The following is an 8,995-nucleotide window of genomic DNA, read 5'->3' as shown; positions in this document are numbered from 1 at the left end:
TTGAAGTTCGACAATAGTCAACCTTCCGTCGTTTTTCCGACTTGTTTTTACAAACTCGTCAAAAGCGACCTTTATAATATATCATATCCATTCAGGCGATTGCAAGTCTTTTTTTTAAAAAAACTTTTCTCAATCGACATCATATCGACTGTTTTCGCCTGCCGGTCAATCGGCCGGAAGAACAATATATCACACTCCATTAACAATTGCAACACTTACTCCCTCGGATTTTTAAATCAATGAATCGAGATACACAAGGCTCCGACGGGTCCCCTTCCGGGAAGAAAACGGTTCAAGAAAATGGGAGGCCCGAAGGCCTCCCTACCTTTTTCAACTATAATCCCGTCGCCTCTGCGGTTCCTAGATGATGAGCCAATTCCTCATGAATATGTCCGTTCGTAGCTAGAACATGTCTGACTCCCAAGTGATACGGGTTGCCGAGCGTATCCGTCACACGCCCCCCGGACTCCTGAATCAGCAGCGCTCCGGCAGCCATATCCCATGCATTCAGGCCGATTTCCCAGAAGCCGCTGAGTCTACCCGCCGCCACATAAGCCATATGCAGCGCAGCCGAGCCCGCAACACGAAGATTGCGTACATAAGGGCTGACGGCTTGAACGCCCTTCAAGTTGTGGGCCAGTGCGACTTTGCGATCGGCCGGGAAGCCTGTTGCAATCAAGCTATCGCGAAGCGCGGTCTCTGACGAAACATGCATTCTTTTACCGCGAAGATAAGCGCCCTTCCCCTTCTCCGCAACAAAGAGCTCGTTGTGCACCGGGTTATACACCACGCCCACAATAACCTCGCCACGATAAGCAAGCGCGATAGATACGGAGAAGAACGGGAAGCCGTGTACGAAATTCGTCGTACCATCCAGCGGATCGATGATCCACAAATACTCCTCGTCGCTTACTTGGGCCAGCGCCGCTTTGGACGCCTCCGGCCCGGGTTCGACGCCCTCCTCGCCCAATATAGCGTGGCTTGGAAAATGCGTATGAATCAACTTCCGAATCATCAACTCCGCGCCCTTATCCACTTCCGTCACAAGATCATGCGGAGAGTACTTTGTATGTAAGGTGTTGAAATCGCCGAGTTTGCTTTGAATCCATTCTCCGGTCTTGGAGGCGGTATTAATCGCTACCGCGGTAAAGCTTTTACTTCCGACGGTGAACGTCGTATCCTGATTCGGCATGAACCATCATTCCTTTGCAATTCGTTGGGTAGCCCAAGCTAATATGTACAGTATAGAGAAAATACGTTCAAAAGGCTACGTCGTTTCGCCTAAACGTTAAGGAATTGTGTCCAAATGGAAAAACCACCCGGGACGTCACTCGCTACGGATGGTTGTCATGTTCTTGATCGGTGGTTATACGCCAACAATATGATAACCGCTGTCCACATAAATCACTTCGCCCGTAATGCCGCGGGACAGATGACTCATCAAGAACAACGCGGTATCTCCGACTTCCGCCACATCGGTCGTACGGCGCAGCGGAGCTTTCTCCTCGACGGTACGCAGGATGGAATTGAAATCCTTAATGCCCTTGGCTGCCAGCGTCCGAATCGGTCCGGCGGAAATCGCATTGACGCGAATGTTGAACTGGCCGAGGTCGTTGGCCAAATAACGTACGCTGGCTTCAAGAGCCGCTTTGGCTACGCCCATGACGTTGTAATTTTTCATCGCGCGCTCCGCGCCGAGGTACGTCATGGTCATAATGCTGCCACCTTCGGTCATCAGAGGATGAAGCCTTTGAGCGACGGCTACGAGCGAATAGGCACTGATATCGTGAGCCAGTGCGAAGCCTTCACGCGACGTGCCTACGAACAGGCCTTCCAGTTCTTCCGTTTTGGCAAAAGCGATGCTATGTACAATACCGTGCAGCACGCCGAATTGGCCGCGCAGCGACTCGGCCAGCCGGTCGATATCTTCGTCGACGGTGACGTTGCAAGGCATGATGACGGCGTTCGGAATCGTATCCGCCAGCTTGCGTACCCGTTCCTCCACCCGTTCATTTTCATATGTAAACACTAAATTTGCCCCTTGGGCGGCTAAGGACTGGGCAATGGCCCATGCGATGCTGCGGTCGTTGGCGACTCCCATGACGACGATGTTTTTCCCTGCAACCAAACTCATAAATTCCGTTCCCCTCTCTACACCAAAAATAAAGCTCGTACTCGTTCTTCCTACTCAAAGTACTTCATTTCAGCTAATATTTCAAGAGCGCTTTTTGTCGGAAAATGCTGCCGCTAAAGCTCAAACGAGGCTTGCGTACGAATGGTTACGTCAGGCTCGTCCCGCACCGCAATCATGAGCTGCATCAGGGCGTCGTCTTTCATTTTCGCTTCCAGCATAACATCGAGGCGCGGCGTGACCGGGGCCACGGCGCGGAGGAAAGCGAGCAGTACCGGAGTTTCGATATAGTCGGCATGGCCGCGCGGATCTGTCTCGCTTCTCGGACTGGAGATGTGAACCTTCGGGGGCAGCTCCTCAGGCTCAGCTGCCGACTCGGGATCGCGCTGGGCTTTGCAGCCGCTCCAGGTCTGCCTGATTCGCGGCCACAGCGACTTCGCCTCTTGGCCGCAAGGATTCACTTGATCGTGGTGGATGTCCAGCACCATCGGCACCCCAACGGCTTCGGCAATCTCCAAGGTTTCAAGCGCGTTGAAGGTCTTGTCGTCGTTCTCAAGCGTAATTCTTTCGCGAATCCGTTCGGACATGGCGGCGAAATTTTGAATAAAACGGCCCCCGGCTGTTTCTTTGCTGCCGTAGGTGCCGCCGATATGAATGTTGCATTTAGCAGAGGCGTCCAGTCCCATCGCTTCCAAGACTTGTACGTGGCGCTCCAGATCGGCGTAAGATTTTTGCAGCACGTCTTTGCGCGGCGTACTGAGCACGGTAAAGTGATCCGGATGAAAACTGATCCGCATTCCGTGCCGAATCGCATAACGGCCGACTTCCGCGAAATTATCGGCAAGACGACCGATCGGGTCCCAATCGCCGAGCTCCTCATGACCAATCAGGGGAATGAGCTTGGAGGAGCACCGGTACATCTCGATATCGTGAGCCCTGTTATGCTTTAGCAACCGCAGCGTATTTTGAATGTTCTCTCCGGCAATGCGTTCCAGCTTGCGCAAGGCGGCTGCGCGATCATCCAGTTTGGAGAAGTTGGCGTAGGTCATCGTTTTGGACGGGGAGGCATTCTTGACGGCCACCGACATGGCGACATAGCCGAGACGCACTAACATGCCAGTATCACGCTCCTGTTTGAAATATAGCTTACCCAACGTTGCCCGCGTTAAAAAAACTAAACACCCCTTTACCGATCCGGTAAGAGGTGTTTCCCAAAGTTATCCTTGCTCTCTGGAGCCGAAAAACATTTCGTGCGCGAGCGCCGTCTGCACGCGAGCTTCCTCATCGTTCAGCTTGCGCACAAGCTCCATCTCCACTTGCGTCACTTCTTCGCCTTGAAAGTTGATTTCCGCAATCGAGGCCAAGATCTTCACAATGGCAATCGCCCGGTTATCCGGCGTATACGCGATGACCTTCTGGCCGGTCGGAAAGACGCGGAAGCCGCTTTTGACCATTTTACCTCGGCCGTATTCCAGAAGTTCGTACAGTTCCTGCTCCGATTTGAACTTGCATACGGAATTGAACTCGGTTTGAAAACCCATTAGCCCGCTCCTTTCGCCCTAATACCTGCATGTAGCCTAAGCATAATGGATGCTTTCGGCAGAAAGCAAGTGCGGAGGAATTAGACGTCAAACGAATACTGAAGACGCTGCTTGTCGGCATGGCGCTGAAGCGCCAGCTGAATCAAATCGTCCAGCAGTTCGCCGTACGGCTTGCCGCTTTCCCGCCACAAGAGCGGGTACATACTGTAAGGGGTAAAGCCTGGCATCGTATTAATTTCATTAATGAACACCGCGCCATCTTCTTTGCGCAGGAAAAAGTCGACCCGCGACAAACCGGAACCGTCAACGGAAAGGAACGCGCGAATGGCCAGCTCGCGAATTTGGTCCGACGTCTCCCGTGGAATTTCGGCAGGAATAATCATCGACGATTTGCCGTCGATATACTTGGCTTTATAATCATAAAATTCGTTCGAGGATACGATCTCTCCTACGACGGAAGCCTGCGGTTCGTCATTGCCGAGCACCGCCACCTCAACTTCACGGGCGTTGATGAACTCCTCTACGATAACTTTACGGTCGTAAAGGAACGCCAGGTTGACCGCTTCAATCAGCTCTTCGCGCGTACGCGCCTTGCTGATCCCGACGCTCGATCCCAGGTTGGCCGGCTTCACGAAGCAAGGGTACCCGATGGACACTTCGATCTCCATGAGGAAGAAGGCGTTATCTTTCTCCCATTGCGTCTTAGTGAAATGACGGAACACGCACTGCGGCAAGCCCTCTTGCGCGAATACACGCTTCATCATCACTTTGTCCATACCGACGGAAGAAGCAAGCACCCCGGTTCCTACATAGGCGATATTGGCCATTTCGAGCAATCCTTGAATCGTGCCGTCCTCGCCGAATGTGCCATGAAGCAGCGGGAAAATGACATCGAACGGTTTACCCGCTTGGCCGGCCGTATCCGTCGCCGCTGTTGTTCGGGTTTGCGCCTGCTGAATCGAACCGAAAATCGGCTGGAGCGCAAAAGCGCCGGTCGATGCGGAGGGACCGTCGAACGTAAGCGCCTGCACCGTTTCCACCGGCCCCGTTAGTTGCGTCCCGGCGCGCCATTCGCCGGTTTTCGTTATGTAAAAGGGGGTGACCTCATATTTATTCAGGTCGAACGCCTTGATGACGGCAAGGGCGGTTTGCAAGGATACCTCATGCTCTCCCGATTTCCCCCCATAAATTAAGCCTACTCGAATTTTGTCGCTCATAAGAACCTCCGGATCGCATCTTTAAATAATGATGTAAGTGGAACCATCATGACGGGTTTCAATATAAATAATTTGCATGGTCATCGGCATAAAAGCGAAACCTAGGTAGGACGTCTCGTCTCCAAAGGCTACAACGAATCGGCAATATGGATGAAGCGATATCGCGTTCGTTCCGTCCATGCATGGGAATCGGTGTAGCTCCAATACCGGTGCTTGCTGCTTATCGTATGGGCGTTGACGAGCGGCATGCCGTTCGCGTCCTTAGCCGTGACGACGGTGCTGTGCTGGAATCGGCCGTTGCCGTCCCAGTCATAGCTGATGCAATCGCCGATGTCGAGGTCCTGCGGAGCAAAAACCTCTTGCCCGCGCAGACCGCGTCTGCTCGTCAGCAAATAAAAAGGCAAGCTGTTGGCGACGGACCAGCTGAAACTCCACAGCTCTTGTCCGCCGGCACGGCCTTTGTACCACCAGCCCGAATCCCTTTTACCAGTATAGTTCATAGGCGCTCCGCCTGCAAAGAGGCATTGAGACACATAATTGGTGCAGTCGACTTCAAACGTCAAAAAAGCGGGATTCTCTTTGTCCCACCATAAATCGGCATAAAAGGCCGCCGCATATCGATTATATACGGCCCGCGCTACGGCGTTAGGCCATTCGGGGATCATATCGCGATTCAGAAACGGAACGGAAGGCGCGCGCATGTAGTCGAAGGACGAGCCGTCGTCTTCGGCCTCAAGCCACGCGCCAGGGGCCGCAGGACGAAGACGGAGAGCCTGCTCCGTCCGCAAAGCTTCGATCCTGGAGATCGACCAGCCGTCCGAATCGGCGAGCAGGATGAGGCGCTCCTTCTCGATACGACGCTCTTCATGAACGGTTTCCCGGATTCGCCCGAACTGTGTTCGCTTCAGCGTCACTTCCGCAACCGTGTGCTCGGGCAGCTCCGAAACCCGGTCGATCACGAGCCGCGTCTCGCATTTAACCGGAACGAGCTTGCGGTCGCGGTCGCTTTCCGCGCGCCGGGTCAGCTGTGTATGCTGCCGTTGCAGGAAGGCGGTGTCCTGCACGAAGGGAAGCAGCGGGTCGACGGAATAATCAAGTTCCATTTGATTCCGGTGATGTACATATTCATAAAGGGTCGTTCTCCAAGACATGGTTTCCAAACCCCTTTCCTAATAGAAGAGACTTGATAAGGCGAGCGTATGATCGTTGAACCCGAAAGTAAATTCATTCCCATCTTATGCCTCGAAACAAGCAAAAATGATTCAAAACAACCTTTACGAAGAGGGGCCGCAGCATGTATACTGTAAGCAAGGCTAATTTGTGAAATTAAGTTTCATAACGTGAAACTTAGCGCACGCAGCTTTATTAAAGATGATTTAAGGAGGAAATGCCATCATGTCTAACAAAGACCAATACTCGGTCCGCAAGCAGCTGAACGTAGGCAGCCAAACGTACAACTACTACAGCTTGCCGGCGTTTGAAGAGCAGGGCCACGGCAAGATCAATAACCTGCCTTTCTCCATTAAAGTGCTTCTCGAAGCGGCTATTCGTCAATTAGACGGAAAAGCGATTACGTCCGAGCACGTTAAACAAATCGCAAACTGGGCCGTGGAGCGCGACGCCAACAAAGAAATCCCGTTCATTCCCGCACGTATCGTGCTTCAGGACTTTACAGGCGTACCGGTTGTCGTTGACCTTGCGGCTATGAGAGATACAATGAAGCGCGCAGGCGGAGACCCGAAACGAATCAATCCGCTTGTACCGGTAGATCTCGTTATCGACCACTCCGTTATGGTTGATGCTTTCGGTTCGAAAGACGCTTTGGAATTCAACGAAAAAATCGAGTTCGAGCGCAATGAAGAACGCTACCGTTTCCTGCGTTGGGCGCAAACGGCGTTCGACAACTTCCGTGCGGTTCCGCCGGATACGGGGATCGTTCACCAAGTCAACTTGGAGTACTTGGCATCCGTAGCCGCTACCAAAACGGTTGACGGCGAAACGTTCGTTTATCCGGATTCCCTGGTCGGTACAGACTCACATACGACAATGATCAACGGCATTGGTGTCGTAGGTTGGGGCGTCGGCGGTATCGAAGCCGAAGCCGGCATGCTCGGACAACCTCTGTACTTCATAACGCCTGAAGTTATCGGATTCAAATTGACGGGTACGCTCGCAGAAGGCGCTACGGCGACCGACCTTGCGTTGACCGTCACGCAAATGCTCCGCAAGAAAGGCGTTGTCGGCAAGTTCGTCGAGTTCTACGGCCCTGGTTTGTCCAACATCAGCCTGGCCGACCGCGCAACCGTTGCGAACATGGCACCGGAATACGGCGCAACCATCGGTTTCTTCCCGGTTGACGCCGAATCCTTGAACTACTTGAGAAGCACAGGCCGCGACGAGAACCAAATCGCATTGGTCGAAGCTTACTATAAAGCGCAAGGCATGTTCCGCACGGACGCAACGCCGGATCCGGTATTCAGCGACGTGATCGAGCTTGACCTCGCTTCCGTCGTACCGAGCCTTGCCGGTCCGAAACGTCCGCAAGACCGCGTCGAATTGACGAACATGAAAGAATCGTTCAACAGCATCATCCGCACACCGATCGACAAAGGCGGATACGGCCTGTCGGACGAGAAAATCAGCGAAGTCGTCGAGGTACCTCATCCGAACGGCGAAGTCAGCAAAATGGGCACAGGCGCCGTCGTCATTGCGGCTATCACGTCCTGTACCAATACATCGAACCCAAGCGTAATGATCGGCGCCGGCCTCGTTGCGAAGAAAGCGGTCGCCCTTGGTTTGCGTAAACCGGGCTACGTCAAAAGCAGCTTGACGCCTGGCTCCTTGGTTGTCACCGAGTACCTGACCAAAGCGGGCTTGATCGAGCCGCTCGAAGCGCTCGGCTTCCACGTTGCCGGTTACGGCTGCGCGACTTGCATCGGGAACTCCGGTCCGCTTCCGGACGAAGTCAGCAAAGCGATCGCCGACAACGATATGACGGTAGCCGCCGTATTGTCCGGTAACCGGAACTTTGAAGGCCGCGTTCACGCGCAAGTGAAAGCCAACTACCTGGCTTCGCCGCCGCTCGTCGTTGCCTACGCAATCGCCGGTACGGTCAATATCGACTTGGCGAACGAGCCGATCGGTTACGATCAGAAGAACGAGCCGGTTTACCTGAAAGACATCTGGCCGTCTTCGCAAGAAATTCAGGAAGCGATCAAATCCGCGATGAGCCCTGAGATGTATCGTGCAAAATATGCGGATGTATTCCGTTCCAACCCGCGCTTCAACGCGATCGAAGTGCCGGAAGGCGACCTGTACTCCTGGGATGAGTCCACGTACATCGCCAACCCGCCATTCTTCACGAATCTCAGCTCCGAGCTGAGCGACATTGCCGATATCCGCGGCGCGAAAACGTTGGCGCTGATGGGCGACTCCGTTACGACGGACCACATCTCGCCGGCCGGTAACATCAAGGTCGACAGCCCGGCAGGTAAATACCTGCTCGAGCACGGCGTGAAGAAAGAAGACTTCAACTCGTACGGCTCCCGCCGCGGTAACCATGAAGTGATGATGCGCGGTACGTTCGCGAACATCCGGATTCGGAACCAAGTGGCTCCGGGCACCGAGGGCGGCGTAACGACTTACTTGCCGACAGGCGAAGTCATGTCGATCTACGATGCTTCCATGAAATATCAAGAGCAAGGCACGAACCTTGTCGTTATTGCAGGCAAAGAATACGGCACCGGCTCCTCCCGCGACTGGGCGGCTAAAGGTACGTTCCTCTTGGGCATCAAAGCCGTTATCGCCGAAAGCTTTGAGCGGATTCACCGCTCCAACCTCGTCGGTATGGGCGTGCTGCCGCTGCAATTCGTCGAAGGCCAAAGCTGGAAATCGCTTGGCATCACCGGCCGTGAAACGTTCGACATCGTGGGCCTCTCCAACGATGTGCAGCCGGGTCAGAAAGTAACTGTCAACGCTACGCGTGAAGACGGTACAACGTTCAGCTTCGAGACGCTTGCTCGTCTGGACAGCTACGTGGACGTGGAATACTACCGCAACGGCGGTATCCTGCAAACCGTCTTGCGTCAGATCATGGCGTAAAACGA

At 53.8% G+C, this 8,995-nt stretch carries 7 protein-coding genes; 1 reads left to right on the top strand and 6 read right to left on the bottom strand.

All coding sequences use genetic code 11. The features are described from left to right. Positions 1-334 precede the first annotated feature (334 nt). From FKP33_RS26115 to FKP33_RS26090, 6 genes are all read right to left on the bottom strand, one after another. A complete protein-coding gene (locus tag FKP33_RS26115) occupies positions 335-1,192 on the bottom strand; it encodes an inositol monophosphatase family protein (protein ID WP_127609022.1) in 858 nt (285 codons plus the stop codon). A 174-nt stretch (positions 1,193-1,366) separates the two neighbouring features. Further along, the gene (fabI, locus tag FKP33_RS26110; RefSeq protein ID WP_054798462.1) at positions 1,367-2,134 is read right to left on the bottom strand and encodes an enoyl-ACP reductase FabI; all 768 of its coding nucleotides are present in this window, start codon (positions 2,132-2,134) and stop codon (positions 1,367-1,369) included. A 113-nt stretch (positions 2,135-2,247) separates the two neighbouring features. Next, complete coding sequence (gene uvsE / locus FKP33_RS26105; protein WP_127609020.1) at positions 2,248-3,246, bottom strand: UV DNA damage repair endonuclease UvsE; 999 nt, start codon at positions 3,244-3,246, stop codon at positions 2,248-2,250. A 102-nt stretch (positions 3,247-3,348) separates the two neighbouring features. After that, on the bottom strand, positions 3,349-3,672 hold the full coding sequence (locus tag FKP33_RS26100) for a hypothetical protein (RefSeq protein ID WP_054798461.1): 324 nt from the start codon (positions 3,670-3,672) through the stop codon (positions 3,349-3,351). A gap of 80 nt (positions 3,673-3,752) precedes the next feature. Next, a complete protein-coding gene (locus FKP33_RS26095) occupies positions 3,753-4,889 on the bottom strand; it encodes a D-alanine--D-alanine ligase (RefSeq protein WP_127609019.1) in 1,137 nt (378 codons plus the stop codon). A gap of 128 nt (positions 4,890-5,017) precedes the next feature. Beyond that, positions 5,018-6,040 (bottom strand): amidase domain-containing protein, encoded by a 1,023-nt coding sequence (locus FKP33_RS26090; RefSeq protein WP_141336755.1) that lies wholly within the window; start codon positions 6,038-6,040, stop codon positions 5,018-5,020. A gap of 244 nt (positions 6,041-6,284) precedes the next feature. Between FKP33_RS26090 and acnA the strand changes: the two genes are divergently transcribed. After that, complete coding sequence (gene acnA, locus FKP33_RS26085; protein WP_127609017.1) at positions 6,285-8,990, top strand: aconitate hydratase AcnA; 2,706 nt, start codon at positions 6,285-6,287, stop codon at positions 8,988-8,990. The last annotated feature ends 5 nt before the right edge of the window (positions 8,991-8,995 follow it).

Origin of the sequence: Paenibacillus sp. tmac-D7, assembly GCF_006519665.1 — a bacterium.
GTDB lineage: Bacteria > Bacillota > Bacilli > Paenibacillales > NBRC-103111 > Paenibacillus_G > Paenibacillus_G validus.
This window is presented reverse-complemented; position numbering and strand designations above follow the sequence as displayed.